This is a genomic window from Micrococcus lacusdianchii (assembly GCF_023155805.1).
In the GTDB taxonomy this organism is placed as follows: domain Bacteria; phylum Actinomycetota; class Actinomycetes; order Actinomycetales; family Micrococcaceae; genus Micrococcus; species Micrococcus lacusdianchii.
In genome coordinates this window covers 42,078-68,828 of the sequence record NZ_JAKNUW010000013.1, presented here as the reverse complement: position 1 = coordinate 68,828, position 26,751 = coordinate 42,078, and the positions used below count along the sequence as shown (strand labels likewise).

At 75.7% G+C, this 26,751-nt stretch carries 23 protein-coding genes; 17 read left to right on the top strand and 6 right to left on the bottom strand.

What is annotated here, in order from left to right; all coding sequences use genetic code 11:
- A partial coding sequence (locus tag MA879_RS09240; protein WP_248125439.1) for an ATP-binding cassette domain-containing protein occupies positions 1-1,114 on the top strand: 1,114 nt, incomplete at its 5' end.
- On the opposite strand, the gene MA879_RS09235 is transcribed toward MA879_RS09240, so the two are convergent.
- Complete coding sequence (locus MA879_RS09235) at positions 1,065-3,668, bottom strand: DNA gyrase/topoisomerase IV subunit A (protein WP_248125436.1); 2,604 nt, start codon at positions 3,666-3,668, stop codon at positions 1,065-1,067. The two genes, MA879_RS09240 and MA879_RS09235, sit on opposite strands and share 50 nt — an antisense overlap.
- Positions 3,669-3,716: 48 nt before the next feature.
- Between MA879_RS09235 and MA879_RS09230 the strand changes: the two genes are divergently transcribed.
- Genes MA879_RS09230 through MA879_RS09220 form a run of 3 tightly spaced genes read left to right on the top strand, consistent with a single transcriptional unit; the run spans position 3,717 to position 8,321 of the window.
- On the top strand, positions 3,717-6,446 hold the full coding sequence (locus tag MA879_RS09230) for a bifunctional acetate--CoA ligase family protein/GNAT family N-acetyltransferase (RefSeq protein ID WP_248125433.1): 2,730 nt from the start codon (positions 3,717-3,719) through the stop codon (positions 6,444-6,446).
- Between the two features lie 52 nt (positions 6,447-6,498).
- Positions 6,499-7,092: a DUF5998 family protein gene (locus MA879_RS09225; RefSeq protein WP_221419401.1), complete on the top strand. Its 594-nt coding sequence runs from the start codon at positions 6,499-6,501 to the stop codon at positions 7,090-7,092.
- The gene (locus tag MA879_RS09220) at positions 7,089-8,321 is read left to right on the top strand and encodes an alkaline phosphatase family protein (protein WP_248125430.1); all 1,233 of its coding nucleotides are present in this window, start codon (positions 7,089-7,091) and stop codon (positions 8,319-8,321) included. The genes MA879_RS09225 and MA879_RS09220 overlap by 4 nt, the downstream gene beginning before the upstream one ends.
- Before the next feature lie 7 nt (positions 8,322-8,328).
- On the opposite strand, the gene sepH is transcribed toward MA879_RS09220, so the two are convergent.
- A complete protein-coding gene (gene sepH, locus MA879_RS09215; protein ID WP_248125427.1) occupies positions 8,329-9,690 on the bottom strand; it encodes a septation protein SepH in 1,362 nt (453 codons plus the stop codon).
- A gap of 293 nt (positions 9,691-9,983) precedes the next feature.
- Between sepH and MA879_RS09210 the strand changes: the two genes are divergently transcribed.
- Entirely contained in the window at positions 9,984-10,283 is a 300-nt protein-coding gene (locus tag MA879_RS09210; RefSeq protein ID WP_135030242.1) for a DUF4193 domain-containing protein, read from the top strand.
- A gap of 7 nt (positions 10,284-10,290) precedes the next feature.
- Here MA879_RS09210 and MA879_RS09205 read toward each other — a convergent pair whose 3' ends face one another.
- The gene (locus tag MA879_RS09205; RefSeq protein WP_248125424.1) at positions 10,291-10,821 is read right to left on the bottom strand and encodes a DUF3093 domain-containing protein; all 531 of its coding nucleotides are present in this window, start codon (positions 10,819-10,821) and stop codon (positions 10,291-10,293) included.
- Between the two features lie 70 nt (positions 10,822-10,891).
- On the opposite strand from MA879_RS09205, the gene dut reads away from it, so the two are divergent.
- Genes dut through MA879_RS09185 form a run of 4 tightly spaced genes read left to right on the top strand, consistent with a single transcriptional unit; the run spans position 10,892 to position 13,272 of the window.
- Positions 10,892-11,395 carry a dUTP diphosphatase gene (gene dut, locus MA879_RS09200; protein ID WP_248125421.1) on the top strand — a complete coding sequence of 168 codons (504 nt, stop codon included), beginning with the start codon at positions 10,892-10,894 and terminating at the stop codon, positions 11,393-11,395.
- Positions 11,392-12,186 (top strand): DUF3710 domain-containing protein, encoded by a 795-nt coding sequence (locus MA879_RS09195; RefSeq protein ID WP_248125418.1) that lies wholly within the window; start codon positions 11,392-11,394, stop codon positions 12,184-12,186. Before dut ends, MA879_RS09195 begins: the two co-directional genes overlap by 4 nt.
- On the top strand, positions 12,183-12,485 hold the full coding sequence (locus MA879_RS09190; RefSeq protein WP_248125416.1) for a hypothetical protein: 303 nt from the start codon (positions 12,183-12,185) through the stop codon (positions 12,483-12,485). The genes MA879_RS09195 and MA879_RS09190 overlap by 4 nt, the downstream gene beginning before the upstream one ends.
- Before the next feature lie 31 nt (positions 12,486-12,516).
- Positions 12,517-13,272: a DUF3159 domain-containing protein gene (locus MA879_RS09185; protein ID WP_248125414.1), complete on the top strand. Its 756-nt coding sequence runs from the start codon at positions 12,517-12,519 to the stop codon at positions 13,270-13,272.
- On the opposite strand, the gene MA879_RS09180 is transcribed toward MA879_RS09185, so the two are convergent.
- Both MA879_RS09180 and MA879_RS09175 read right to left on the bottom strand, forming a co-directional pair.
- A complete protein-coding gene (locus tag MA879_RS09180; RefSeq protein ID WP_248125410.1) occupies positions 13,170-13,937 on the bottom strand; it encodes a potassium channel family protein in 768 nt (255 codons plus the stop codon). The two genes, MA879_RS09185 and MA879_RS09180, sit on opposite strands and share 103 nt — an antisense overlap.
- Positions 13,934-14,638, bottom strand: coding sequence for a potassium channel family protein (locus tag MA879_RS09175; RefSeq protein ID WP_248125406.1), 705 nt, complete (start codon positions 14,636-14,638; stop codon positions 13,934-13,936). The genes MA879_RS09180 and MA879_RS09175 overlap by 4 nt, the downstream gene beginning before the upstream one ends.
- Before the next feature lie 80 nt (positions 14,639-14,718).
- Between MA879_RS09175 and MA879_RS09170 the strand changes: the two genes are divergently transcribed.
- The 7 genes from MA879_RS09170 to MA879_RS09140 all read left to right on the top strand — a co-directional run bounded on the left by MA879_RS09170 (position 14,719) and on the right by MA879_RS09140 (position 25,413).
- The gene (locus tag MA879_RS09170; protein ID WP_248125403.1) at positions 14,719-16,731 is read left to right on the top strand and encodes an APC family permease; all 2,013 of its coding nucleotides are present in this window, start codon (positions 14,719-14,721) and stop codon (positions 16,729-16,731) included.
- 104 nt (positions 16,732-16,835) lie between these two features.
- Positions 16,836-18,293, top strand: coding sequence for a class I SAM-dependent RNA methyltransferase (locus MA879_RS09165; RefSeq protein WP_248125401.1), 1,458 nt, complete (start codon positions 16,836-16,838; stop codon positions 18,291-18,293).
- Between the two features lie 190 nt (positions 18,294-18,483).
- Positions 18,484-21,303 carry an aconitate hydratase gene (locus MA879_RS09160; RefSeq protein WP_248125398.1) on the top strand — a complete coding sequence of 940 codons (2,820 nt, stop codon included), beginning with the start codon at positions 18,484-18,486 and terminating at the stop codon, positions 21,301-21,303.
- A gap of 118 nt (positions 21,304-21,421) precedes the next feature.
- Complete coding sequence (gene dxs, locus MA879_RS09155) at positions 21,422-23,470, top strand: 1-deoxy-D-xylulose-5-phosphate synthase (RefSeq protein WP_248125395.1); 2,049 nt, start codon at positions 21,422-21,424, stop codon at positions 23,468-23,470.
- Positions 23,467-24,000 carry a hypothetical protein gene (locus MA879_RS09150; protein ID WP_248125392.1) on the top strand — a complete coding sequence of 178 codons (534 nt, stop codon included), beginning with the start codon at positions 23,467-23,469 and terminating at the stop codon, positions 23,998-24,000. Before dxs ends, MA879_RS09150 begins: the two co-directional genes overlap by 4 nt.
- A 4-nt stretch (positions 24,001-24,004) precedes the next feature.
- On the top strand, positions 24,005-24,979 hold the full coding sequence (locus tag MA879_RS09145; RefSeq protein WP_248125389.1) for an aldo/keto reductase: 975 nt from the start codon (positions 24,005-24,007) through the stop codon (positions 24,977-24,979).
- Entirely contained in the window at positions 24,979-25,413 is a 435-nt protein-coding gene (locus tag MA879_RS09140) for a PLD nuclease N-terminal domain-containing protein (protein WP_248125386.1), read from the top strand. The genes MA879_RS09145 and MA879_RS09140 overlap by 1 nt, the downstream gene beginning before the upstream one ends.
- Before the next feature lie 6 nt (positions 25,414-25,419).
- On the opposite strand, the gene MA879_RS09135 is transcribed toward MA879_RS09140, so the two are convergent.
- Complete coding sequence (locus MA879_RS09135) at positions 25,420-25,932, bottom strand: Rieske (2Fe-2S) protein (RefSeq protein WP_248125383.1); 513 nt, start codon at positions 25,930-25,932, stop codon at positions 25,420-25,422.
- Positions 25,933-26,016: 84 nt separating this feature from the next.
- Between MA879_RS09135 and MA879_RS09130 the strand changes: the two genes are divergently transcribed.
- Positions 26,017-26,655, top strand: coding sequence for a hypothetical protein (locus MA879_RS09130; RefSeq protein ID WP_248125380.1), 639 nt, complete (start codon positions 26,017-26,019; stop codon positions 26,653-26,655).
- The last annotated feature ends 96 nt before the right edge of the window (positions 26,656-26,751 follow it).

Sequence of the window (26,751 nt, the reverse complement as noted above, 5' to 3'; positions counted from 1 at the left end):
GGCGGCCGCCGACCGGCTCGCGGAGGCGGACGCCGCCCTGCAGGTGCCCCAGCGCCGGGCCGCGTGGGCCGCGGGCGCCGGCCGGGCGCTGGCGGTCCTCGTCTCCGGGGGCACCGCGCTGGCCGTGGCCCTGACGGCCACCCAGACCGGCACCGCCGCGGCCGTCGCCGCCTTCGCGGTGCTGCTCGTCCTGTCCTGGGCGGAGCCCTACGGGGCCCTCGCCCAGTCCGCCCAGGAGCTGGGCACCCTGGCGTCCCAGGCGCGCGCCGCGGCCGACCTGATGGGCGAGGACGAGCCCGGCACCGCGGTCCCGGACGCCGCGGACCCGGGCCGGGCCTCGGCCACGCCCGACCCGACGTCCGCCCCGATGTCCGCCGACCCGGAGCCGGCGGCGCCCGTGCGCGTCACGGGCCTGGCCCTGCGCGGCGCGGCCGTCCGCTTCGAGGGCGCGGACGCGCCGCTCTGGAGCGGCGTCGACCTGTGCGTCGAGCCGGGGCAGACCGCCGTCGTCACCGGGCCCTCCGGCGCGGGCAAGTCCACCCTGCTGGCCGTGCTGCTGGGGTTCCAGCCGCTGGCCGAGGGCGCCTACCTGCTGCGCACCGAGGCGGACGGGCGCCGCGTCGAGGCACCCGCGGACGCGGCGGCGCTGGCGCGCGTGGCGTGGACGCCGCAGGACGCGCTCCTGTTCGACTCCAGCCTGCGCGGCAACCTGGCGCTCGCCCGGGATCCCGAGGACGCCCCGGACGACGCGGAGCTCACCGCGGTGCTCGGGCGCGTCGGCCTCGGCCCCTGGCTGGCGGCGGCCCCGGAGGGGCTGGACACGCCCGTGGGCGCCGGCGGCCGCGTGCTCTCGGGAGGCCAGCGCCAGCGCCTGGCCGTGGCGCGCGCCCTCGTGGCCCGGGCCGACGTCGTGCTCCTGGACGAGCCCACCGCGCACGTGGGCCAGGACGAGGCCCTGGCCCTGATGGCGGACCTGCGCGCGGCCCTGGCCGGGCGGATCGCCGTGGTGGTCACCCACGACGAGCGCCTGGCCGCGGAGGCCGACGTGCGGCTGCGCCTGGGCGTCAGTCCGCCGAGACCGTCACGGGGTCGTCCGCGACCGGCGGCGCGCTGAGCAGCTCGGGGGAGGCCCCGGCGCCGACGGCCTCGATGCGCTGGTCCACGGGCACGCCCGAGCCGTCGCGGCGCCCGTACTCGACCGGCAGCGCCCGGGCCACGCCGGCCTTCGAGGCGGCCAGCGCGGGGCCGGCGCCCACCCAGCCGAGCACGAGGGACGTCTCGCCCTTGAGCAGCCGGTGCGCGCGCACGCCGCCGGTGCCGCGCCCCTTGGCCGGGTACTCGCCCAGGGGCGTGACCTTCACGGAGCCGCCGGCGGAGCCGAGCAGGTCGCCCTCGCCGTCCGTCACCGTCACCACGACGGCGGGGCGCGGGTGGGCGGCGGCGTCGTCGCCGGGGCCGGTGAGGGAGGCGGCGGGGGCCACGCCGAAGGCGAGGACCGCGTCGTCGGCGGCCACCCGCAGGCCGGCCACGCCGCCGGCGGCCGGACCCTGGGGGCGGACCGCGGACGCGGCGTAGCGCAGCAGCTGCCCGGCGCGGGTGAGGAAGACCAGCTGGTCCTCGTCGTCCACGGCGGGGGCGGCGCCGACCACCGCGTCGCCGTCCTTGAGGGCGATCGCCTCCGCCACCTCGCGGTTCAGCGGCCACTCGGGGCGGACCCGCTTGACCACGCCCTGGGCGGTGCCGAGGGCGATCACGGCGTCCAGGGGCACGAGCGCCACGAGGCTCTCGCCCTTGCCGAGGGGCACCAGCTCCTTGGCGGGGACGGACCCGGTCATCGCCGGGGCCGCGGAGGGCTCGGGCGCGGCGGGCAGGTCCACGGCCTGGATCCGGTGCAGCGCGCCCGTGGAGGTGAGGGCGCCGATCTCGCCGCGGGCCGTCGTCGCCACCACGGAGGCGAAGGCGTCGTGCTTGCGGCGCCGCCCCTGCGAGGCGATCGGAGTGCGGTCGGCGGTGCGCAGCAGGCGCCCGGAGGTGGTGAGCACTGCCCAGCAGGCGGTGTCCGGGACCATGAGGTCCGCCCCGGCCTGGGCGGCCCCGGCGGGGGTGGGCCCGCCGGCGGTCGAGGCGGCGGGGGCGGCCACGGTCTCGGCCTCGAGCAGGACGGTGCGGCGGTCGTCGCCGAACTCGTCGGCCACGGCCTGCAGCTCGGCGGAGACCACCTCGCGCAGGCGCGCCTCCGAGCCGAGGATCGCCTCGAGCTCGGCGATGGCGGCCTGCAGCTCGTCCCGCTCGGCCTCGAGCTCGATCCGGGAGAACTTCGTGAGCTGGCGCAGGCGCAGCTCGAGGATGTGGTCCGCCTGCACCTGGGTGAGGTCGAAGACCCCCATCAGCCGGGTGCGCGCGGCGGCCGTGTCGTCCGAGGAGCGGATGATCTCGATGACCTCGTCGATGTCCACGAGGGCGAGCAGCAGGCCCTCCACGAGGTGGAGGCGGTCCTGGCGGCGCTGCAGCCGGTGGGCGGTGCGGCGGCGGACCACGTCGAGGCGGTGGTCCACGTAGACGCGCAGCAGCGGCAGCAGGCCCAGGGTCTGCGGCTGGCCGTCCACGAGGGCGACGTTGTTGATGCCGAAGGTCTCCTCGAGCGGCGTGTGCCGGTACAGCGCGGCCAGCACCGCCGGGGCGTTGAACCCGGACTTCAGCTCCACCACGAGGCGCAGGCCGTGCTTGCGGTCGGTCAGGTCCACCACGTCCGCGATGCCCTGCAGGCGGCCGGCGCGCACCCCGTCCTTGATCCGCTCGATGACCTTCTCCGGCCCCACCGCGTACGGCAGCTCCGTGATCACGATCCCCGTGCGCCGGGCGGAGACCTGCTCGATCGCGGCGGTCGCGCGCATGCGGAACGTGCCGCGTCCGCTCGTGTAGGCGTCCCGGATGCCGTCCAGCCCGACGATGCTGCCGCCGGAGGGCAGGTCCGGGCCGGGCACGTGCGCCATGAGCGCCTCCAGGTCCGCGTCCGGCTCGGCGAGCAGGTGCCGGGCCGCGGCCACGACCTCGCGCAGGTTGTGCGGGGCCATGTTCGTCGCCATGCCGACGGCGATCCCCGCCGCGCCGTTCACCAGCAGGTTCGGGTACGCCGCCGGCAGCACCGCGGGCTGCTGGAACTGGTTGTCGTAGTTCGGGACGAAGTCGACCGTGTCCTCGTCCAGGTCGGCGGTCAGCGCGAGGGCCGCCGGCGCCATCCGGGCCTCGGTGTACCGGGGCGCGGCCGGGCCGTCGTCGAGCGAGCCGAAGTTGCCGTGCCCGTCCACCACGGGCAGGCGCAGGGAGAACGGCTGGGCCAGGCGGACCATGGCGTCGTAGATCGCGGCGTCCCCGTGCGGGTGCAGCTTGCCCATCACCTCGCCCACCACGCGGGCGGACTTCACGTGACCGCGGTCCGGGCGCAGACCCATCTGGGACATCATGTAGAGGATGCGGCGCTGCACCGGCTTGAGCCCGTCCCGCGCGTCCGGCAGCGCCCGCGAGTAGATCACCGAGTACGCGTACTCGAGGAAGGACGTCTCCATCTCCAGCGAGACGTCGACGTCGACGATGTTCTCCTGCTCCGGCGGCAGGGGGCGGGCCCCCTCGGCACGAGCGGTGCGGGAGCGGGACGACTTGGCCATCATGGTGCTGGGGGGATCCTCACGGCTCGGTTCTTGTCTACGCTGAATCCTATGGCTGAGACCGACACGGCAAGCGCGTACCCGAGCCGCTGGGAGGCCGACGTGGTGCTCCGCGACGGCGCCACCGCCCGGCTGCGCCCCATCACCCCCGAGGACGCGGCCGGCCTGCAGGACATGCACTCCCGCCAGTCCGAGTCCTCCATCTACCTGCGCTACTTCACCTACAAGTCCGAGCTGTCCCAGAAGGACCTGGACCGGTTCACCCACGTGGACCACCGGGACCGCGTGGCCCTCGTGATCGTGCGCGGGGACCGGCTGCTCGGCGTGGGGCGCTACGACCGCTACGGGGACTCCGACGCCGCCGAGGTCGCCTTCAACATCTCGGACGCCTCCCAGGGCCAGGGCCTGGGCTCCATCCTCATGGAGCACCTCGCCGTGGCGGCCCGCGAGAACGGCATCCGGCGCTTCACCGCCGAGGTCCTCCCGGAGAACCGCAAGATGCTCTCCGTCTTCCAGGACTCCGGCTTCGAGGTGGCCCGTCACTTCGAGGACGGCGTGGTGGCCGTGGAGTTCCCCATCGACCCCACCGCCCGCTGGCGGGCCGTCGTGGAGTCGCGCGAGCACCGCGCCGAGGCCCGCTCCGTGGCCGAGCTCGTCGAGCCCGAGTCGGTCGCCGTCGTCGGCGCCTCCCGGGACCCCGGAGCCGTCGGCTCGATCGTCCTGCGCCACATCCTCGAGGGCGGCTTCACCGGCCGCGTGCACGCCGTCAACCGCGCCGCCGAGGACGTCCAGGGCCTCACGGCGCACGCCTCCCTCGCGGACATCGCGGAGCCCGTCGACCTCGTCGTCGTCGCCGTCCCCGTGGCGGAGGTGGACGAGGTCGTCGAGCAGGCCGGTGCCCTCGGGGCCCACGGCCTGCTCGTGCTCACCTCGGGCTACGCCGACGCGGGCGAGGAGGGCCTGCGCGCGCAGCGCCGCCTCGTGGCGCGCTCCCGGGCCCACGGCATGCGCGTGATCGGCCCCGCCTCCTCGGGGCTCGTGCGCACGGATCCCGCCGTGCGCCTCAACGCCTCCCCGTCCCCAGGCCTGGCCCACCGCGGGCCCATCGGCGTGTTCAGCCAGTCCGGCGCCGTGGGCGCCATGATCACGGCCGCCATGAAGCGCCGCGGGCTCGGGCTGTCCACCTCCCTCAGCGCGGGCAACCGGGCGGACGTCTCCGGCAACGACGCCATGCAGTTCTTCGAGGACGACCCCCAGACCGCCGCCGTGGGCGTGTACCTGGAGTCCTTCGGCAACCCCCGCAAGTTCACCCGCATCGCCCGGCGGCTCTCCCGCACCAAGCCCGTGGTGGTGGTCCGCTCCGACGTCACCGGGCGCGCCCTGCCGCCCGGCCACGAGGTCCGCACCACGCAGGCCCCGGCCGGTGCCGTGGACTCGATGCTGGACCAGACCGGCGTGCTCGAGGTCGCCACCCACGAGGACATGCTCGACCTGCTGATGGCCGTGGCCACCCAGCCGATGCCCGCCGGACGCCGCGTCAGCCTGGTGGTGGACTCCCTGGCGCTCGACCGGATCGCCCGCGACGCCGCCGCCCAGGCCGGCCTCGAGGTCGTCGCCACCCTCGGCCTCGGCGACCGGGAGCAGGGCATCGCGCCGCCGGCCCGCGACCTCGTGGGCCACGTGGCCGCGGCGCTCGTGGCCGGGGACTCGGACGCCGTCGTGGTGGTGGGGCGCCTCGGCCTGCACCAGGACGAGGAGACCGCGGACCAGGTGGCCGCCGCCCTCGCCGAGGTGGCCCGGGACGCCCCGGTGCCGGTGCTCGCGAGCCTGCCCGACGCCGTGACCCCCCGGTACGCCGGCGCGCGCCTCGGCGGGGCGGGGGCGCCGGCCGACGACGCCGAGCCCGGCGCGCGCCAGCCCGGAGTGCCCCTCTACCCGTCGCCGCGGTCGGCGCTGACCGTGCTCGGCCGGCTCGCCGAGTACGGCGCGTGGCGCCGACAGGACGCGGGCGAGCCGATCGAGCTGTCCGACGTGGACGTCCGCGCCGCGGAGGCCCTCGTGGAGTCCGCGTGCGGACGAGCCCGGGGGACCGAGCTCGTCCGGCTGACCGGGAAGGAGACCGAGCGGCTGCTGGGCCTCTACGGCATCTCCGTGCTGCCCTCGCGTCGGTTCACCACGGCGGACGAGGCCGTGGCCGCGGCCGAGGAGCTCGGCTTCCCGGTGGCCGTGAAGGCCGTGGACCCCTACCTGCGGCACCGGATCGACCTGGGCGGGGTGCGCCTGAACGTGGTGGACGCCGACTCGCTGCGGCGCAACGTGGAGCACATGCGCCAGGTGCTCGCCCCGTTCGGCGTGACGGAGCTCGAGGTGCAGTCCATGGCGCCCACCGGCCAGTCCTGCATGGTGACGGCCCTGGAGGACCCCCTGCTGGGCCCGGTGGTGTCCTTCGGCATGGCCGGCGACGCCACGGACCTGCTGGGGGACTGGGTGCACCGGGTGCCCCCGCTCACCGACCAGGACGTGGCGCGCATGGTGCGGGCGCCGCGGGCGGCGGTGAAGCTCGCGGGCGCCGGCGGCGTGCCCGCGGTGGACCTGCCGGCCCTGGAGGACCTGGTGGCCCGCGTCAGCTGCCTGAAGGACGACCTCGCCGCCGTGGCCCGGCTGCGCTTCGCGCCCGTGCTCGCCTCGGCGAGCGGGGTCACCGTGCTGGCCGCCGAGGTGGACGTGGCCAACGCCGCCGGCCGCACCGACTCGGCCCGTCGCGCCCTGCGCGCCAGCTGACCGGCGCCCTGCGCGTCAGCCGACGGTCCCCTGCGTGCCTAGCATGGTGGGCATGACCGCGCTGCGCTGGAACCACGACCACGGCTCCCTCGACGAGGCCCTGCGACGGGCCGGGTACTACCCGGAGCTCGTGGCGCACGCGATCGCCGTGGAGCTGGAGGGGCGCACCGCCCTGGCCCACCTCGTGCACGTGGACACCCACTTCGACTACGAGGAGATCCACCGGCACATCACGGTCCTGGTGGTGGCCGGGGACGTCCTGCTGGCCGTGCACCTGGACGACCACGCCGCCGACCCCGCGGGCCAGGCGGTGCTGGCGCAGGTGTCCACGGAGATGGTGCCCCTGCGGTCCATCGAGTCGGTGCTGCTGACCACGGGCCACGCCCACCCGGAGCGGTTCCGGCCGCAGGACCCGGTGGCGGAGATGACCCTGGGCGTGCAGTGGGCCGGCGGCCAGCGCGTGGACCTGCAGCCGGCCGGCTGCGCGGACCCCCGGTGCGACGCCGACCACGGCTACACGGGCACCACCGCCCGGGAGGACCTGGTGATCCGCGTGGCGGCCGACGCCGAGGGTCAGGGGGCCGTGGACGCGGCCCTGCACTTCGCCCGGGTGCTGCGCCGTGCCCACCTGGCGGTCGCGGCGTGAGACCGGCCGCGGATGCCCCGGGCGGGGCGGCCGAGGCCCTCACCCCGGCCGGCGGGCCGGCCGCGCCGACGTCGTCCACGCCCCCCGAGCGGGCGCTGCGCTCCGTCCTGACCTCGGCCGCCGCGGCCCTGGGCGTGCCGGGTGTCGAGGACGTGCTGGGCCTGGGGTCCACCCGCCGCGTGCTCGTGGTCCTCGTGGACGGGCTGGGCCGGTCGGTCCTGAAGCGCCACGGCGGCCATGCGCCCACGCTGCGGGCCGCGATGGCCGACGGCGGCCGCGTCCTCGTCGCGGCCACGCCCACCACGACGGCGGCCTCCCTCACGAGCCTCGGCACGGGCCTGGACGTGGGGGAGCACGGCGTGGCCGGCTACGACGTCCTGGACCCCGAGCGCCGCGTCGTCGTGAACATGCTGGGCGGCTGGGACGAGGCCACCGACCCGGTGGCCTGGCAGCCGCACGCCACGGTGTTCGAGCGCGCCGAGGCGGCGGGCGTGGACGCGGTGACGGTGTCCCTGCCGGAGTTCGAGCACTCCGCGCTCACGCGGGCCGGCCTGCGCGGGGGGCGGTTCCTGTCCGGCCGGGGGCTGATCGCCCGCACCCAGCACGTGGCGCGGGTCCTGACCGAGGCCCGCGAGCCCACCCTGGTGTACTTCTACGCCAACGAGCTGGACAAGGCCGGGCATCGCCACGGCGTGGGCTCCGATGCGTGGCTGCACGCCCTCGAGGAGGTCGACGCCGCCGTGCGCCGCCTCGTGGCCCGGGTGCCGCAGGGGACCCTCGTGCTGGTCACGGGCGACCACGGCATGGTGGACGTCCCGGTCGCCCGGCGCGTGGACTACGCCGCTGTCGATGAGGCCGGACGACTCGTGGACCCGGCGCTGCTCGAGGGGGTGGCGCACACCGCGGGGGAGCCGCGGATGGTGCAGCTGCACTTCACCGCCGACCCCGGCGACGCCCTGCGGGCCCGCACCCGCGCGGCGTGGCAGGAGCGGTTCGGCGCCCAGGCCTGGGTGGTCACCCGGGAGGAGGCCGTGGCCGCCGGATGGTTCGGGGACCGCGTGACGGAGCGCGTCCTGCCGCGCATCGGCGAGCTGCTCGTCGCGTGCCACGGGGACCTCGCGCTCTACGACGGCCGCCGGGTGTCCCCGCGGGCGTTCGCGATGGTGGGCCAGCACGGCTCGCCGACGCGCGCCGAGCGCGAGGTGCCGCTGCTGCTCTGGCGGCGCTGAGCCGGCCTCAGTCGCCCTTGCGGCCGAAGACGATGTCGTCCCAGCTGGGCACCGACGCGCGGCGCGCTGCCGAGCGGGCCCGGGGACGCGGCGTGGGCATCGCGGGGCGTTCGCGGCCGGGGCGCGGCGTCGGCTCGGCGGCGGGGTCCTCGTCCGTCCGCTCGACCGGGGTCGCCGGGGGTGCCGTCTCCGGCCCGTCGTCCGCGCGATCCTCCTGGGCGTCCGCCTCGGCGTCGTCCTCGGGGAGGGCGGGCAGACCGCGCAGCAGTCGCGCGGCGCGGCTGGGGGCCGGGGTGTCGGCGGCCTCCTCGGCGGGCGCGTCGCCCGGGGCCGCCGGGGACGGGCCCGCGGTCTCCTCCTCGGAGTGCTCGGCCGCCTCCCGGGCCTGGGCTCCGCGGGCGATCAGGTGGGCGAGCGCGTCGTCGGACTCCTCGTCCTGGCCCACGCGACGACCGCGACGGCTGCGCAGGATCTCCAGCAGGTCCGCGTCCCGGTCGGCGCTCGCGGACACCGCGCCCCGCGGGGTCACGGCGTCCTGCCCGGCGTCGACGGCCGCGTCGGACGCGCCGTCCTCCTCCGCGGGCAGGGGCGGGGCGACGTCCGCGGCGGGCTCCCCGTCCGCGGCGGGATGCCGCACGTCCCAGGCCTGGGCGTCCGAGAGGATGCGGGCCCACGCGTTCTGCGGGTCCAGGTGGCGGCCGGAGGGGCGGAAGGACCACCGCGCGGGCGGCTCCTCCCGGGTGGGCAGCGCCGTCCCCTCGGGCGCGGGGAAGGCGGCCACCACCGTCCAGTCGCCGGCGCCCGCACGCCATGCGTCCCACTCGAGGGCGCCGACGTCGACGCCCAGCTCCGCGAGCCGGTGGGCGGCCAGCTCGGCCAGCGTGGTGGGCCCTCCGTCGGTGACGGTGGAGGAGTACAGGTCCGGGCCGCCGACCCAGACCTCCACGCCCTGCGCCTGCTGGGCGATGTAGCCGCGTTCGGCGAGCACGGGGAACCCGTAGGTGCGGATGCGGGAGAAGGCGTTGCCGGACTCCCGAGCCACCTGCTCCACGGTGGCGCCCGCCCGGATGCGCGTCTGGATCTCGCGGGGACTCAGCGGCACGGCGTCGGCCGTGGCGGCCGCGCGGACGTCCGCCTGGTCCGCCACGGGTGTCACGGGGACGGCGGGCTCGGGGCGTTCCGCATCGTCGGCGGGGTCCTGCGGCGCCGCGTCCGGGGCCGGGTCCTCCGGTGTGGCGGCCTCGCCCTGGTCCACCACGAGCCGTCGCAGGTACGGGGTCACCGGGAGCGTGTGCGCGGACCCGTCCGGGCTGGTCAGACGCAACGCGTCGCCGTCCTCGGTCGGACCGGTGAGTCGGAGCTCCGCCATGGGGACATCCCTTTCCATCGTGGTCTCGGCCCGGTGCGGCACGGGCGTCGCCGGTGCCCGGGCTGGTCCGATCCTAACGGGAGCCCCGCCCCGCCCCCGGTCGGGCGCGCAGCCCGGGACGGAGGGCGGGTGCGTCCCCCGTGGGGAGCATTTGGCGCCCCGGAGACCATGGTGCACAATCTACGCGCAACGGCGTTGGCCGGGGACGCCCCACGGGCGGATCCCGCACCCGGCGCCGCCCCAGGCACCGGCCCCGGTGCCGACCCCCACCAGCGGAGCGTGAGATCCCCACCATGGCCACCGACTACGACGCACCTCGCAAGAACGAGGAAGAGCTGAGCCAGAACTCGATCGAGGAGCTGAAGGCGCGGCGCACGGACACGCAGTCGGCCGTCGTGGACGAGGACGAGACGGAGGCCGCGGAGGGCTTCGAGCTGCCCGGTGCCGACCTCTCCGGCGAGGAGCTGATGGTGCGGGTGCTCCCCGCCCAGTCGGACGAGTTCACGTGCGCCTCGTGCTTCCTCGTGCGCCATCGCTCCCAGGCCGCCCGCGAGGAGGGTGAGCTGGTCTACTGCACCGACTGCGAGGGCTGAGCCCCGCTCAGGCGGCCTCGTCGGCCATGCGGCCGCCGAGGGCGGCCACGAGCTCCTCGGGACGGCGGGTGCTGGTCAGCCAGTAGGGCGTGCGGTCCCGCGCATCCGTGATCTGCACACGCACCACCGGGGCGATCCAGCCGCGGACCGTGACATAGGCCAACCCGTGCAGCAGCGGGCCCTGCTGCGCTCGGGCCGACTCTCCGCGGTGTCCGGTCACCTCGCCCACGTGGCGGCGCTCGATCTGCGCCCGCCCCACCTGGAGCGAGGAGTCGGTGACCACGATGCGCGGCGTCGAGGCGATCAGCACGATCGCCTCCACCACGAAGAACCCGATGGCCGCCGCCACACCCAGCCACACGTCGATGGGGGCGAACACCAGGATGGTGAGCCCCGCGAGCATCGCGGCCACCACCCAGACGCCGGGCGAGGGCCTCAGCCGCTCCGCGAACAGCACCGCCCCCGCACCGGCCGGGGAGTGTGGGCCGTCGGCGGGGCGGTCGGGTCGGATCTCGGCCGTGCGGGTCTCCTCGTGCATGTCCTCCAGCTTCCCACATCGGCGCCGGTCGCCGCCCCGGCCGCGTGGCGGAGAGGTAGAGTCGGGGCCCGTGACCGACTCCGCCACGACCGACGTGCCCCTGCAGGCCCTCGACCCGGACCTGCCGCCGCCCTCGTACGCCCGCCCGGGGGACGCGGGCGCCGACCTGCGGACCACCGTGGACGTGAGCCTCGCTCCGGGGGAGCGCGCCCTGGTCCCCACGGGGGTCGCCCTGGCCCTGCCCGACGGCCACGCCGGCTTCATCCACCCCCGCTCCGGCCTGGCGGTCCGCCACGGCCTGAGCGTGGTCAACGCCCCGGGGACCGTCGACGCCGGCTACCGCGGCGAGATCATGGTGCCCCTGATCAACCTGGACCCGCGCACGCCCGTCACCCTGCGGCGGGGCGACCGGATCGCCCAGCTCGTGATCCAGCCCGTGGTGCGGGCGCGCTTCGTCCCCGTGGATGCGCTCCCCGACTCCGACCGCGGCATGGGCGGCTTCGGCTCCAGCGGCGGCTTCGGCGCCGCCGTCGACCCCCAGACCCCCACGTCGACCTCCGGGAGGACCGCATGATCTTCGGACGCAACCGCACCGTGCGCCACGAGCAGGTGGTGCTCCCCGACCAGCTCAAGGACGAGCGGGACCGCCAGGTCGAGGCCGAGGCGGAGGCCGCCGCGGCCCCCGGCGAGGGCGCCCGCGGGCCCCACGACGTCGCCGCCCGTCCCGGCACCTCCGGCTACGTGGACCTCGGCGGCCTGCGGGTGCCCGCGGTGCGCGGCATGAAGCTGCGCCTGGACCTCGAGGACGCCACCCAGCGGATCGTGGCCGTCACCGTGACCATGGGCCGCTCGGCGCTGCAGATCCAGGCGTTCTCCGCCCCCCGGGCCGCGGGGCTGTGGGACGAGCTGCGCGCCGAGCTGCTCGAGACCCTCTCGGCCACCCCCGGTGCCCACGTGCAGGAGCAGCGCGGCGCGTTCGGCGCCGAGCTGCTCACGCGCGTGCCGGCATCCCTGCCGGACGGCTCGCCCGGGTGGAACGTGGCCCGGTTCGTCGGTGTGGACGGACCGCGCTGGTTCGTGCGCGGCGTCTTCCACGGAGAGGCCGCCTACCAGCCCGACGCCGCCGCCGATCTCGAGCGGGTGCTCTCCGGCGTCGTCGTGGTGCGCGGCGACGGGCCCCTGCCCCCGCGCGACCTGCTGCCCCTGCACCCGCCCGCGGACGCCCAGCCCGTGCGCCGGCGGCGTCCCGCTCAGCCCGCGGGCGACGTGCTCGGCGCCGGGCGCGAGGGAGCCCGCGCCGCCGAGGGCGGCACCGGGGGCCCGACCCTGCCCGGGCGGGGGCCGGAGATGACGGAGACCCGGTGAGCGTGCGGCGCGCGCCGGACGCGGGGGAGTGGCGCACCGGCGTCGTCATGGCCGTGACCTTCCACGGCGCGGACGACGCCACGGTGTTCCGGGCGCAGCTGGCGCCGGATCTGCCCCGTCCTGGCCGCGTGGAGCCGCAGGAGACCCTGAGCCTGGTGTGGCACGGCCGCGACCGGGTGACCGGTGTCATGCCGGGCGCGTGGCTGCGCCTGCGCGGCCGGGTGCACCACCTGGACGGGGAGCCCACCGTCCACAACCCGGAGTTCCACCTCCTCGACGAGGCCCCGAGCCCGACCTGACCGCCCCGCCGGTCCCATCCCAGGAGAGCCCATGACCGCGCCCACGCCCACGCCGGACCCGACCGGTCCCGCGGACCCGTCCGACCCCGCCGTCGCGCCCGGCCCCGACGCCGTGCGCGGACCCCTGCCGTCCGGGCCCGCCCTCGACGGACGCGGCCGCCTGGATCCGCTCGCGAGCGTCGGCGGCGTGCGGGGCATCGTGGAGGCGTCCCTGCCGACCTTCGTGTTCCTCGTGGCGTCGCTGATCACGGGGCAGGTGTGGCCCGCGGGCGCGGCGGCGCTCGCGGTGGCCGTGGCCATGGGCGCCCTCCGGCTGGTGCAGCGCCAGTCGCCCGTCCAGGTGGCGGCGGGCGTGGTGGTGGTGGGCCTGTCGGTCGCCCTCGCGCTCACCACGGGCCGCGCCGCGGACTTCTATGTGTGGGGCCTGCTGACCAACGCGCTCTACCTCGTGGCCATGGTCCTCTCCATCGTGCTGCGCTGGCCCCTGGCCGGCGTGCTGTTCGGCCTCCTCCGCGGGGAGGGGACCGAGTGGCGCGCCGAGCCGGGCCGGCGCCGGCAGTACGCGGCGGCCACGTGGATCCTGGCCGGCGTGTTCGCGGCGCGCCTCGCCGTGCAGCTGCCCCTCTACCTCGCGGACTCGACCACGGGGCTGGGGATCGCCCGCGTGGTCATGGGCCTGCCGCTCTACGCGCTGGGGCTGTGGCTGGCCTGGTCCGTGTCCTCGCCGCGCGGCTCCGCCCCCGGGGCGCCGGCCTCCGCGCCGTCCACGGCGACCCGGCGCGGCTGATCCGCCTCGGGGCCCACGAGCAGCCGGCGCAGGGCCGCCTCCGCCTCGGCGGCGACCAGGAAGAACAGCTCGTCGGCCTCCTCGAGGACCTCGTCCGGGGCGGACGGGCGCGGTGCGCCGTCGCGCACCAGGGCCAGCAGCGGGGCCTCGAGCGGCCAGGAGACCGTGCCCACGCGGCGCCCGCGCAGCCAGTGGCCGGCCGGGACGCGGAACTCGGTGAGCGCGGCGCCCCCGGCCTCGAGGCGGAGCAGCCGCACGAGGTCGCCGGACTCGACGGCCTCCTCCACGAGGGCGGTCATGATGGACGGCGTGGACACGGCCACGTCCACGCCCCAGGACTCGTCGAACAGCCAGTCGTTGCGCGGGTTGTTCACGCGCGCCACCGTGCGCCGCACGCCGAACTCGCTGCGGCCCAGCAGGGACGCCACGAGGTTCGCGCGGTCGTCGCCCGTGGCGGCCACCAGCACGTCCGCGGAGAGGGTCCCCGCCTCGCGGAGCACCCTCAGGTCGCAGGCGTCCCCCAGGACCATGCTCGCCCCGCCGACGTCCGTCTTCGCCGCCGCGTCGGGCCGGACCTCGACGACGGCCACCTCGTGGCCGTGCCGCTCCAGCTCCCGCGCGATCGAGGCGCCCACCGCGCCCGCCCCCGCGATCACGACCCTCATGCGCGGTCCTCCTCGTCGTCCTCATCCTCGGCCCCGCGGGTGCGGGCCCCTGTGGCCTCGCCCTGGAGCAGCGTCTCCACGCGGTCCCGGTCCTCCACCGGGTACACGGCGTGCACCACGTCCCCCTCCTGCAGGACCCCGTCCGCGGCGGGCAGCACGCCCTCGCCGTAGCGGGTGAGGTAGGCGATCCGCAGGCCCGCCAGCTCCTCCACCCGGGTCAGGGGCAGCCCGCACCACGAGCGGTGCGGCATGGACTCGGTCATCAGCAGCCGCCCGGAGGGGTCCCGTCGCGTCGGGTCGGCCGTGCCCGCCGGCAGCAGCCGGTGCAGGACCTGGTCGGCCGTCCACTCCACGGAGGCCACCGTCGGGATGCCCAGCCGCTGGTACACGCGGGCGCGCTCGGCGTCGTAGATGCGGGCCACCACGTGCGGCACGTGGAACGTCTCCCGGGCCACGCGCGCCGAGATGATGTTGGTGCTGTCATCCGCGGTGACGGCGGCCAGGCCCTGGGCGTGCTCGATCCCGGCCCGGCGCAGCGCGTCCCGGTCGAAGCCGATCCCCACGACGACCTCGCCCGGCGTCGCGGCCTCGGCCGCGTGGGCCGAGCGGTCCACGAGTGCCACGGAGTGTCCGGCGGCGTCCAGGTCGGACGCCAGGCGTCGACCCACCCGGCCCGCCCCGACGATCACGTAGTGGGCCATGCCCGCTCCTTCCCGCTGCCGACGGCGCCCCGACGACGCCGGTCACCATTCTCCCACCCCGCCGGGGGTACCGTGGTCCGGTGAGCTCGCCGTCCTCGATCCTCCGCCGGGCGCTGCTGGGCCGGCCCGTGGCGTCCTCGGTGCACGACGCGCCCCGACTGGGCCGGTGGCGCGCGCTGCAGGCCACCTCCTCGAACGCCCTGTCCTCCCTCGCCTACGCCCCGGACGAGATCATCCTGACCCTCGTGGCCGCCGGCGGCGCCACCCTGTGGCTGGGCCCGTTCGTGGGCTGGGCCGTGGTGGCCGTGATGGTGCTCACGGTCCTGGCCTTCCGGGCGGCCGTGGTGGCCGTCCCCCAGGGCGGCATCCACCGCATGGCGCGCACCAAGCTCGGACCCCGCTCGGGCGTCCTCGCGGCCGCGGCGCTGCTGCTCGACTTCGTGTTCACCGCCGCCGTGTCCGTGGCGGCGTTCGCCCACCACCTCTCCGTGCTCGTGCCCGCGGTGGACGGGCTCACGTGGCTCGTGGCCGGGGCGGCGCTCATCGTCGTCCTGCTGTCCGCACTGCGCGGCGACGCCGGGCGCGGGCGGCTCATCCCCGTGGTGGTCACCGCCTTCGTCGTCCTGCTCGCCGCGCTCGTGGCCGTGGGCCTGTGGCAGGACAGCCAGGGACGGCTCGCGGCGGCGTCGACGGCCGGCCTCACGGTCGCGGACGCAGGCCTCGGCCCGGCCGGCTCGCTCGCCACGGCCCTCCTCGCGCTGCGCGCCTTCAGCGCCGGCTCGGTCCTGCTCACCGGCGTGGAGGTGCCCCTGTCCGCCACGCACCGCATGGCCCGGCCCGCCGTGCGCACCGTGCGCTGGGTCCTGGCCGTCCTGGCGCTGGTGGTGGGCGCCCTCACCGTCGGCGTCATGCACCTGGCCCAGCGCACCGGCGCGGTCGTGGCCCTCGACCCGGCGGCGCTGCGCCACCCCGACGGCACGCCGCTCGCCCCGGGCGAGGAGCCCGGACCGGTCCTCGGGCAGCTCGCCGACGCGGTCTTCGGCGCCGGCTCCCCGGGAGCCACCGCCGTCATCGCCGTGACCTGCCTGCTGCTGCTCGTCGCCGCGCGGGGCTCCTTCCACTCCTTCCCCGCCCTGGCCTCCCGCCTCGCCGCCGAGGGGTACCTGCCGCGCCAGCTGCGGGTGCGCGGCGACCGCCTGGTGCACACGTGGGGGGTCCTCGCCCTGGGCGCCGGCACCCTCCTGCTCCTGGCGGTCTTCCGCGCCCGCACCGCCCTGCTCGTGCAGCTGTACGTGATCGGCGTGCTGCTCGCCTTCACCCTGGCGCTCATCGGCATGGTGCGCCTGTGGCGGGGCAAGCTCGCCCACACCCCGGGCGTGCGCGCCCGCGCCTCCGTGCGGCTGCGCTACCTCGTGACCGCCCTCGGCCTGGCCGTGACGGGCCTGGCCGCCGTCGTCGTCCTCGTGACCCGCTTCCGGCAGGGCGCGTGGGTCGCGCTGCTGGCCATCCTCTTCGGCGCCCTGGTGATGGGCCGGATCCGCCGCCACTACCGGGCGGTCGAGGCCGAGCTCGCACCGGACACACAGGACGACGCGCGGGCCCTGCCCTCCCGCGTGCACGTGGTCGTGGTGGTCTCCACCCTCAACCGACCCGCCCTGCGCGCCCTCGCCTACGCGCGCGCCACCCGGCCCTCCTCCCTGGAGGCCGTGGTGGTGGACACGGACCGGCAGGCCACCGAGCGGGTGGTCGAGGACTTCGCCCGGGCGGGCCTGCCCGTCCCGCTGACCGTGGTGGCCGCCCCCTACCGGGACACCGTCGTGCCCCTCGTGCGGCACGTGCGCTCGCGGCGCAGCCGCTCGCCGCGGGACCTGGTCATGGTCTTCCTGCCCGAGTACGTGGTCCGGCCCGGCTGGCGGACGCTCCTGCACAACCGCACCGCCACGCGCCTGACCCGGCGGCTGCAGCGCGAGGCCGGTGTGATGGTCGGCTCGGTCCCGTGGCAGATCCACGAGGGGGACCCGCGGGCCGCGGACCCGGCGGCACCGGATGCTGTGCATCACACCCGCCGCGATCCGCACGATTCCGCGCTCTGAAGGCCCCCGCCGGGCGGGGGGTCGGCCCGTGCGGGCGGTACAGTGAGCCATGACGCCGTGGTCCACAAGGGCCGAGGCGCGCCCGTGCGGAGAGGAGCACAGCCATGACGGTCACGCAGACCACCCCCGAGGCCACCGGCATCGGAGCGATCATCGAGGTGGAGACGGGGGCCATGGCCCACGGCGGCCACTGCGTCGCCCGCCACGAGGGGCGCGTCGTGTTCGCGCGCCACGCGATCCCCGGCGAGCAGGTGCGCGTCGTCCTCACCGAGGCCGATCCGGGCGCGCGCTTCTGGCGCGGCGACGTCGTCGAGGTGCTGCGCGGCTCCGAGTTCCGCCGCATCCACCAGTGGAAGCTCGCCGACTCGCTGCGCGCGCACGCCTCCGGCCGCCTGCCCGTGGGCGGCGCCGAGTTCGGCCACATCGTGGTGCACCACCAGCGCCGCCTCAAGGCGCAGGTGTTCCGGGACACCGTGGCCCGCATCGCCGGCGCCGCGGTGGAGCCCGAGGTGCTGCACGCCGGCCCGGAGGACGAGCCCACCGGCCAGCACTGGCGCACCCGCAACGCGTTCGCGGTGAACCCGCAGGGGCACATCGCGATGCACGCCCACCGCTCGGCGGTGCTGCTGCCCGTGCGCAACATGCCCCTCGGCGTGCCCGCCCTGGACGCGCTGGCCCTGTGGGACTGTGACCTCACCGGTGCGGCCCGGGTCGACGTCGCCACGCCCGCGGACGGCTCGCGTCCGCTCGTGCTGGTCACGCCTACCCCGCAGACCCTCGCCGACGAGGCGCGCCTGGGGAAGCTGCGCACCCGTGTGCGCCAGGCCGCCAACGCCTCGGACGTGGAGCTCTCCGCCGGGTTCGCCGTCCCGGGGTCCAAGCGCCACGCCCCCACGCGCATCGAGCGCATCACGGGCCGCACCTGGGTCCAGGAGACGGTCGCGACCGAGCGCGGCGGCACGCGCGCCTTCCGCGTCACGGGGGACGGCTTCTGGCAGGTCCACCGCCACGCCCCGGCCACCCTCGTGGACGCGGTCCTCGAGGACGCCGACGCGCGGCCGGGCCAGATCGTGGCGGACCTCTACGCCGGCGCCGGCCTGTTCAGCGCGTTCCTGGCCGACGCCGTGGGGGAGGAGGGCCTGGTCTACTCCGTGGAGGCCGCACGGCAGGCCTCGAAGGACGCCCGCCGCAACCTGTTGTCCCTGCCGCAGGCCGGGATCCTCAACGGCCCCACGGACAAGGTCCTGGGCAGCTGGCTCAAGGAGCCGGAGCGGCCCGCCTCCGGCGGCGGACTCGAGGGCCGGGCCCTCGACACGGTCGTCCTCGACCCGCCGCGCGCCGGTGCCGGCCGCCGCGTCGTCGAGCGCATCCTGGCCCTGGCCCCCGGCCGCGTCGTGTACGTCTCGTGCGACCCCGCCTCGTTCGCCCGCGACCTCGCGTGGCTGCGCGAGGGCGGCTACGAGGTCGAGCGCACCCGGGTGATCGACCTCTACCCGGACACCCACCACCTCGAGTCGGTCACCCTGCTGCGCCCGGCCGCCGAGGTCGCCGCCGCCCGCTGACGGTCACGGGGAGCCCCCGGCGCGCGACATGCGGCGTGATCGGGGGCCCCGCGCGGTAGGGTGGAGCGCAGCGCGGCCGATGTGGCCACGCCCACATCCGGCCTCCGGCCGGATGTGGGCGTGGCGCGGAGGCCGACCCCCGTCGGACCATGCGCCCGGTCGACACCGGGCGGGAATGAGGAGTCCTCACATGACCACTGTCGACAGCTTCGGCTCCAAGGGCGTCCTGGACGTCAAGGGAGCCGAGTATGAGATTTTCCGTCTGAACAAGGTCGAGGGGGCGCAGAAGCTGCCCTACTCCCTGAAGGTGCTGCTGGAGAACCTGCTGCGCACCGAGGACGGCGCCAACGTGACCGCCGACCAGATCAAGGCCCTGGCCGCCTGGGACCCGAACGCCCAGCCGGACACCGAGATCCAGTTCACGCCGGCGCGCGTGATCATGCAGGACTTCACCGGCGTGCCCTGCGTCGTGGACCTGGCCACCATGCGCGAGGCCATCCAGGACCTGGGCGGCGACCCGGAGCGCGTGAACCCGCTCTCCCCGGCCGAGCTCGTGATCGACCACTCCGTGCAGATCGACTCCTTCGGCAACGACGCCGCCATCGAGCGGAACATGGAGATCGAGTACGAGCGCAACGGGGAGCGCTACAAGTTCCTGCGCTGGGGCCAGACCGCCTTCGACGACTTCAAGGTCGTCCCCCCGGGCATGGGCATCGTCCACCAGGTGAACATCGAGAACCTGGCCCGCACCGTGATGACCCGCGAGGTCGACGGCGTGCTGCGCGCCTACCCGGACTCCTGCGTCGGCACCGACTCGCACACCACCATGGTCAACGGCCTGGGCGTGCTCGGCTGGGGCGTCGGCGGCATCGAGGCCGAGGCCGCGATGCTCGGCCAGCCCGTGTCCATGCTGATCCCGCGGGTCGTGGGTTTCAAGCTGACCGGCAGCATCCCGTCCGGCGCCACCGCCACCGACGTGGTGCTGACCATCACCGAGATGCTCCGCCAGCACGGCGTGGTCGGCAAGTTCGTCGAGTTCTACGGCGAGGGCGTCGGCTCCGTGCCCCTGGCCAACCGCGCCACCATCGGCAACATGTCGCCCGAGTTCGGCTCCACCGCCGCGATCTTCCCGATCGACGAGGTCACCCTCGACTACCTGCGCCTGACCGGCCGCTCCGAGGAGCAGGTCGCCCTCGTGGAGGCGTACACCAAGGAGCAGGGGATGTGGCACGACCCGTCCTCCGAGGTCGCCTACTCCGAGTACCTCGAGCTGGACCTGTCCACCGTGGTGCCCTCCATCTCCGGCCCGAAGCGGCCGCAGGACCGCATCGACCTGACCGACTCCAAGGCGCAGTTCCGCAAGGACCTGCACGACTACGCCGGTCAGGACGACCAGCTGGGCGACGTGGACGAGGCCTCCGCCGAGTCCTTCCCGGCCTCCGACGCCCCGAGCGCCACCCCCGGCGACACCTCCGACGCCGCCGACGCGCCGCGTCAGACCGACGCCACGACCGTGCAGGGTCGCCCGTCGAAGCGCGTGGACGTCCGGATGCCCGACGGCCGCCAGTTCCAGCTGGACCACGGCGCCGTGTCCATCGCCTCGATCACCTCGTGCACCAACACGTCCAACCCCTCCGTGATGATGGCGGCCGGCGTGCTGGCCCGCAACGCGGTCGCCAAGGGCCTGACGTCCAAGCCGTGGGTGAAGACCTCCGTGGCCCCGGGCTCCCGCGTGGTGACCGACTACTACGAGAAGTCCGGGCTGCGCGAGTCCCTCAACGACCTCGGCTTCAACGTGGTCGGCTACGGCTGCACCACCTGCATCGGCAACTCCGGCCCGCTGGAGTCCGAGATCTCCGAGGCCATCCAGGAGAACGACCTGTCCGTGACCGCGGTGCTCTCCGGCAACCGCAACTTCGAGGGCCGCATCAACCCGGACGTGAAGATGAACTACCTGGCCTCCCCGCCGCTGGTGGTCGCCTACGCCCTGGCCGGCACCATGGACTTCGACTTCGAGAACGAGGCCCTGGGCCAGGACACGGAGGGCAACGACGTCTTCCTCAAGGACATCTGGCCGGACCCGACCGAGGTCCAGCAGATCATCGACGCGTCGATCGACACCGAGATGTTCACCTCGCAGTACGCCACGATCTTCGACGGCGACGAGCGCTGGCAGTCCCTGGAGACCCCCTCGGGCTCCACTTTCGAGTGGGACGAGAAGTCCACCTACGTGCGCAAGCCCCCGTACTTCGAGGGCATGACCATGCAGCCGGACCCGGTGTCGGACATCTCCGGCGCCCGCGTCCTGCTCAAGCTGGGCGACTCCGTGACCACGGACCACATCTCCCCGGCCGGCTCCTTCAAGTCGGACACCCCGGCGGGCCGCTACCTGCTGGAGAACGGCGTGCAGCGCAAGGACTTCAACTCCTACGGCTCCCGTCGTGGCAACCACGAGGTGATGATCCGCGGCACGTTCGCGAACATCCGCATCAAGAACCAGCTGCTCGACGGCGTGGAGGGCGGCTTCACCCGCGACTTCACCCAGGAGGGCGCCCCGCAGGCCTACGTGTACGACGCGGCGCAGAACTACGCCGAGCAGGGCACGCCGCTGGTGGTCCTGGGCGGCAAGGAGTACGGCTCCGGCTCCTCCCGTGACTGGGCGGCCAAGGGCACGGCGCTCCTGGGCGTCAAGGCCGTGATCACCGAGTCCTTCGAGCGCATCCACCGCTCGAACCTCATCGGCATGGGCGTGCTGCCGCTGCAGTTCCCCGAGGGTGAGAACGCCGACTCGCTCGGTCTGACCGGCACCGAGACCTTCGACATCTCCGGCATCACCGCCCTCAACGAGGGCACCACGCCGAAGACCGTGAAGGTCACGGCCACCGGCGAGAACGGCAAGGTCACCGAGTTCGACGCGGTCGTCCGCATCGACACCCCCGGTGAGGCCGAGTACTACCGCAACGGCGGCATCCTGCAGTACGTCCTGCGTCAGATCGCGGCCAAGGCCTGATCCCGCAGGCCCGGCCGGCGCCACGCCCGCCGGCCTGCCCTCGACGGCGGCCCGTCGCCCCTCCCGCGCGGAGGGGCGACGGGCCGCCGTCGTGCGCGCGGAGTACCCTGGTACGACCATGTCCGAGAAGCCCCGCGCCGCCGGCGCCCCCCTGCTGCCCCAGATCACGCGGCCCGCCGACCTCGCGGCCCTGTCCGCCGACGACCTGCCCGGCCTCGCGGCGGAGATCCGCGCGTTCCTGATCCGGCACGTCTCCCAGACCGGCGGCCATCTCGGTCCCAACCTGGGCGTCGTGGAGCTGACCCTGGCGATCCATCGGGTCTTCGACTCCCCGCGGGACGCCGTGGTGTTCGACACCGGCCACCAGTCGTACGTGCACAAGCTCCTCACCGGTCGCCAGGACTTCGCCTCGCTGCGCCAGGAGGGCGGGCTGTCCGGCTATGGGGACCGCGCCGAATCGGAGCATGACGTCGTCGAGTCCTCCCACGCCTCCTCCTCCCTGTCCTGGGCGGACGGCATCTCGCGCGCGTGGCAGCAGACCGGGCAGGGGGAGCGCACGGTCGTCGCCGTGATCGGCGACGGCGCGCTGACCGGCGGCATGGCCTGGGAGGCTGTGAACAACATCGCCGCGGACCGGGGACGCCGTGTGGTGATCGTGGTCAACGACAACGGCCGCTCCTATGCCCCGACGGTGGGCGGGCTCGCGGACCACCTCGGCGGGCTGCGCCGCGGCGTGCTGGACAAGGTGCGCATCCATCGCCGCTACGAGCAGACCCTCGACCTGCTCAAGGGACGGCTGCAGGGGGCCGGCACCGCGGGCGACCTCGTGTACCGGTCCCTCCACGCCGCCAAGAAGGGCCTCAAGGACCTGTGGGCCCCCCAGGGGCTGTTCGAGGATCTGGGCATGAAGTACATCGGCCCCGTGGACGGGCACGACCTCGCCGCGCTCGAGGCGGCCTTCGAGGACGCCCACGCCTACGGAGGGCCCGTGCTCGTCCACGCCATCACGGAGAAGGGCCACGGGTACGCCCCCGCGGTGGCCCACGAGGACGACCAGTTCCACGCCATCGGGCGGATCGACCCGGAGACCGGCGAGCCGGTCTCCTCCTCGACGGCGCAGTCCTGGACGTCGGTGTTCGGTGAGGAGATGGCGGCGATCGCGGACGAGCGCCCCGACGTCGTCGCCATCACCGCCGCGATGCGCAACCCCGTGGGCCTGGCCCCGATGGCCGCCGCCCACCCGGACCGGGTGTTCGACGTCGGGATCGCCGAGCAGCACGCCGTCACCTCCGCCGCGGGCATGGCCTTCGGCGGCCTGCACCCCGTGGTGGCCGTCTACGCCACCTTCCTGAACCGGGCGTACGACCAGGTCCTGATGGACGTGGGCCTGCATCGGGCGGGCGTGACGTTCGTGCTGGACCGCGCCGGCGTGACCGGACCGGACGGCCCCAGCCACCACGGCATGTGGGACCTGGCCCTCCTTCAGTCCGTGCCGGGGCTGCGGATCGCCGCGCCCCGGGACGCGGACACGTTGCGCGAGGAGCTGCGCGAGGCCGTCGCCGTCGACGACGCCCCCACCGTGGTGCGCTTCGCCAAGGGCTCGGTGGGGGAGCCGGTGCGCGCCCTCGAGCGCCTGGCGGACGGCACGGACGTCCTCGCCCGCCTGGGTGACGCCACGGGGGAGGACGGCGCTGACCGCGACGTGCTGATCGTGGCGGTGGGCTCGTTCGCCGAGCTCGGCCTCGACGTGGCGCGCCGGCTGTCCCAGCACGGCATCTCCGCCACCGTGGTGGACCCCCGCTGGGTGCTGCCGGTCGCGGAGTCCGTGGTGCGCCTGGCGGCCCGCCATCGGATCGTGGTGTGCCTCGAGGACGGCGTGCGCGCCGGCGGCGTCGGATCCCGGATCCGGCAGGAGATGCGTGCCGCCGGCGTGGACACCGCGCTGAACGAGGTCGGCCTGCCCGTCGAGTTCCTCGCGCACGGCACCCGTGACCAGGTGCTCGCGCGGGTCGGGCTCACCGCGCAGCGCATCACGCAGGACACCGTGGCCCAGGTCCTGGGCGCGAAGGTCCCGTACGCGCGGCCCGTCCCGGAGCGGGACGGCGGCGCCGCCCCGACGCTCGGGGCCGAGGCCCGGAGCCACACCCCTGGAGAGGAGCAGTCGTGAGCATCGTCCGCCTGCAGCGGGACACCACGGCCGAGGACGGCCGCCGCGTGTTCGAGTACCGGGAGGCCTGGCTCGAGCCGGATGCCTCCGTCGTCACCGTCCACCACGGCCGCGTGGGCCATCCCGGCGCCGTGAGCGACCAGCCGGTCGCCGACGAGGACGAGGGCCGCGAGCTGCTGGCGGCGTTCCTCGCCCACGGGCTGGAGGAGGGCTTCGTCGAGGCGGACCCGGAGACGTTCGACGTCGTCGAGGTGGGCCTGCGACTGCGCGGGCGCGCGGCGACCGAGATCGAGCGCCGGCACGCCCAGACGCTCCGCGAGGAGCTCACCCACCAGCTCGCGTGGCGCGGGCTGGGCGAGGTGACGGACGTGGTCGACGGCGAGGGCGAGCTCGTGCTCACCGTCCGCACCCCGCACGCCGCGAAGGCGTGCGCCGAGGTGCCCGCGGCGGCGAAGCGCGCGCACGGGGTGCAGCCCAACAAGGTGGCGGCCCGCGCCGTGTCCCGCGGCGCCGCCGAGGGGAGGGCCTGACCCGATGCGCACCGCACGGATGGGCCGCTCCGGCCTCAGCGTGTCCGTGGTGGGCCTGGGGTGCAACAACCTCGGCCGCCCCGGCACCGCCACCCTGGACCAGGCCGGCTCGGACGCGGTGGTCCACGCCGCGCTCGAGGCCGGCATCACCTTCTTCGACGTCGCGGACATGTACGGCGCCGAGCCCGGGCTCTCCGAGACCCGCCTCGGCGCCGCGCTCGGGGCGAGGCGGGACGAGGCGGTGATCGGCACCAAGTTCGGCATGGACATGGCCGGGGCCAACGGCCGGGACGACGGCGCCCGCGGCGCCCGGCGGTACATCGTGCGCGCCGTGGAGGCGTCCCTGCGGCGGCTCGGTACGGACCGGATCGACCTGTACCAGTTCCACACCCCCGACCGGTGCACCCCCATCGAGGAGACGCTCTCCGCGCTCGACGACCTCGTCCGCGCCGGCAAGGTGCTGTACGTGGGCCACTCCAACCGCGCCGGCTGGCAGATCGCGCAGGCCGAGCACGTGGCCCGGGAGCTGGGCACGGAGCGGTTCGTCTCCGCCCAGAACCACTACAACCTCCTGGACCGCCGGGCGGAGCTCGAGGTCCTGCCCGCCGCGGCCGAGTACGGCCTGGGCGTGCTGCCCTACTTCCCGCTGGCCAACGGCCTGCTCACGGGCAAGTACTCGCAGGGCACCGCCCCGGAGGGCTCGCGCCTGTCCCACGTGCGGCAGCACATGGTGGCGGACGCGGACCTCGGGCAGCTGGCCGCGTTCGGCGCGTTCGCGTCCGCGCGAGGGATCACCGAGGTGCAGGCGGCCATCGGCTGGCTCGCCGCCCAGGGCCCGGTGGCCTCCGTCATCGCCGGCGCCACGCGCCCCGAGCAGATCGCGGAGAACGCCCGCGCGGCGGACTGGGTGCCCACCTCCGCGGACCTCGCGGAGCTGGACGCGCTGTTCCCGGCGCCCGACCCGGTGGCGCTGTTCTGATGGGTTCCGGGGCGGCGGTGCTCGCCGCCGGCGTCGGTCCCCTCGTCCCCACGGGTGGGGAGGCGGCGGTGGCGGCGCTGTGGTGGGCCGCGTCCGCCCTCGTGGGCGTCCTGTGGGTGGCCGGCCTCGTGTCCCTGCTGCGCGGGCCGCTGGACGAGCGGCGGCGCCTGCCGTGGGCGCTGACGATGATGCTGCTGCCCGGCCTCGGCGCGCTGATCTGGTTCTGGTGGCGCCACCGGCACTACCCGGCCCGCCGGGCGGCCCAGCCCGATTGGGACCCCAACCGCCGGGACCCGGTGGTGCTGCCGCCGCCACGGACCGGCCGGGCGGTCCCCACCTCGATCGGCCGCCCCGACCCGTACGCGGGGCACGCCCGCCATCCGGGGCGGCTGCCCGCGCGGCGCTACGGCGCGCCGGCCGAGCCGGGGGAGTGAGCCGGCTCAGAGCTTGACGACGATGCGTCCGTCCTGCACGGCGGCCTCGTAGTCCATGAGCGGCTGCCGGGCCGGCCCGCCGAAGGGCTCGCCGGTGACCGGGTCGAAGTTGGAGCCGTGGCACGGGCAGGCGTACGCCGGTCCCTCGGCGCGGTCCACGGGCTGCACGAGGCACCCCTGGTGGGTGCACACGTTGGAGTGGGCCGTGACGGTCTCCTCGTCCACCCGGTGCATCAGCAGGGTCCGACCGTTCACCTCGACGGCCTGGGCGGCGCCCACCGGGAGGTCCTCCGCGGCCAGCGCGTCGGTGAGCTCCGAGCCCGCATAGTGGTCCTGCGCATTCTCCTTGTCCTTGATCTCCTGCGTGCAGCCGGCCAGCGCGAGAGTGCCGGCGCCGGCGAGGGCCGCGAGCGAGCCGCGGCTGAGCACGGTGCGGCGGGTGGCGCCCGCGGCGTGCTCGGAGCAGCCGCCGCGGCAGGGGGTGGGGGAGACGGAGTCGGGGGTGTCCTGCGAGGTCATCCGTCCAGTATGTCACCCGGTCCGCGCCCGGATGGGATGATGCGGGGGTCCCCACCGCCCATCCCCCGCCGCCAGGAGAGCCCCGTGACCGCCCGATTCGACCTGACCCCGTTCGACCGCTGGGAGGCCGTGTCCCTGGACGGGGTGCACGCCGGCTTCCTGCACCGCCGCCTGAGGGAGGGCGTGCTGACCACGCGGATGGCCTTCCAGCCCACGGGCGCCCAGCGCCGGGCTCGCGCCGACCTGCCCGAGCGGTACCTCGCCCAGGCGCGGGTGGCCTTCACCGACGTCGGCGCCACGTGGACCTGGTGCGACCACGAGGACTCTGCGACGGCCCAGCGGGTCCGGATCGACCGCGAGCGCGTCGGCCTGGCCCCGGACGTGGTGCCCTCATGGGCCGAGCACCTGCTGGTGCCCGCCGCCGCGGCCGCCGGGGGCGCCGAGCACGCCCGCCTGGAGGAGGCATCGCCGCTGCAGGGTCCGCTGCGGATGCCGCGGGCCGTGCTGCGCGTGGCCGATGCGGACTCGCCGGGCGGCGTGGCCGACCGGCGGGTGGAGGTGGTCTCCGAGGGCCACGTGCTGGCCGTGCACACGGTGCGCGCGGGCGTCGTGGTGGCCTCCGACTGGGGCGGCGGGACCGCGTCCGCCCCGGTGGCCACCCAGGCCGAGGCCCTCGAGAGCCTGGCCGCGGACCTGCACACGTTCGCCGCCCTGCCGCACTGACCCCCACGGGCCCGCCTCACCGGGCCTCAGCACGCCGCCGCCCGGGGCCCTCGCAGGAGGGCCCCGGGCGGCGGCGGTCCGGCCGCGCGGCCGGTG